This is a genomic window from Micromonospora sp. CPM1, assembly GCF_023896895.1.
GTDB classification, from domain to species: Bacteria; Actinomycetota; Actinomycetes; order Mycobacteriales; family Micromonosporaceae; genus Micromonospora; species Micromonospora tulbaghiae.
The window spans coordinates 1-1,073 of sequence record NZ_JAMHIU010000062.1 but is presented as its reverse complement, the minus strand read 5'-3'; the positions used below and the strand labels follow the sequence as shown (position 1 = coordinate 1,073).

The following is a 1,073-nucleotide window of genomic DNA, read 5'->3' as shown; positions in this document are numbered from 1 at the left end:
CTAGCTGTAATGCCCATGAGGGTTGTTGACGGCGTGGCGGCTTGAGACGAGGCGAGACCTCCGGCGAGGTGTGAGGTGCTGACGCCCACACGGAACCGGAGGTCTCATGGCCCACCGTAATGCCCGGCTGACCATCCACGGCCGGCGGCTGCTCATCACGCGTGTCGTTGACCAGGGTCGGCCGGTGGCCCACGTCGTGAAGGAACTGGGCTGTTCTCGGGCCACCGGCTACAAGTGGCTGCAGCGGTGGCGGGCCGAGGGCGACGCTGGTCTGCGGGATCGATCCAGCCGGGCTCACCACCAGCCGCACAAGACGTCCGCCCAGTTGGAGGCGCGGGTCTGCCAACTGCGCCAGGAACGCAAACTCGGGGCTCGCCGGCTCGGACCGTTGCTCGGGATGCCGGCCTCGACGGTGCACGCCGTTCTGACGCGGCACGGTCTACATCGCCTGGCCTGGCTCGACCGGCCCACCGGTCAGCTCATCCGCCGCTACGAGCGCGACCGGCCCGGCGAGCTGATCCACGTCGACGTCAAGAAACTCGGCCGGGTTCGCGACGGCGGCGGCTGGCGCATCTTGGGCCGCGACAGCCTGGAACACCGCCGTGCCCGCAACGCCAGCCGTGTCGGCTTCGACTACGTGCACTGCGCCATCGACGACCACACCCGTCTCGCCTACGCCGAGATCCACCCCGACGAGAAGACCGACACCTGTGCCGGCTTCCTACGCCGCGCCGCCGAGCACTTCGCCACCCACGGCATCACCCGCGTCGAACGCGTCATGACCGACAACGCATTGGCCTACCGCCGCGGCCGAGCCTGGCACCAGGCCCTGACCGACCTCGGTGCCACCGCCCGCTTCACCCGCCGCTACCGGCCACAGACCAACGGCAAAGCCGAACGCTTCAACCGCACCCTGTGCGACGAATGGGCCTACGCCCAACCCTTCACCAGCAACCAGCAACGCGCTGACGCTCTACCCGCCTGGTTGCACACCTACAACCACCACCGCAACCACACCTCACTCGGCGGCAAACCACCCATCAGCCGCGTCAACAACGCTGCTGGGCATTACA

Annotated in this window: 1 protein-coding gene; it reads left to right on the top strand. The window is 68.4% G+C overall.

Annotated elements, in window-relative coordinates; all coding sequences use genetic code 11:
* Window positions 1-106 precede the first annotated feature (106 nt).
* Window positions 107-1,073 (top strand): IS481 family transposase (locus M8C11_RS30110; protein WP_252454819.1); only part of this gene is annotated, 967 nt, incomplete at its 3' end.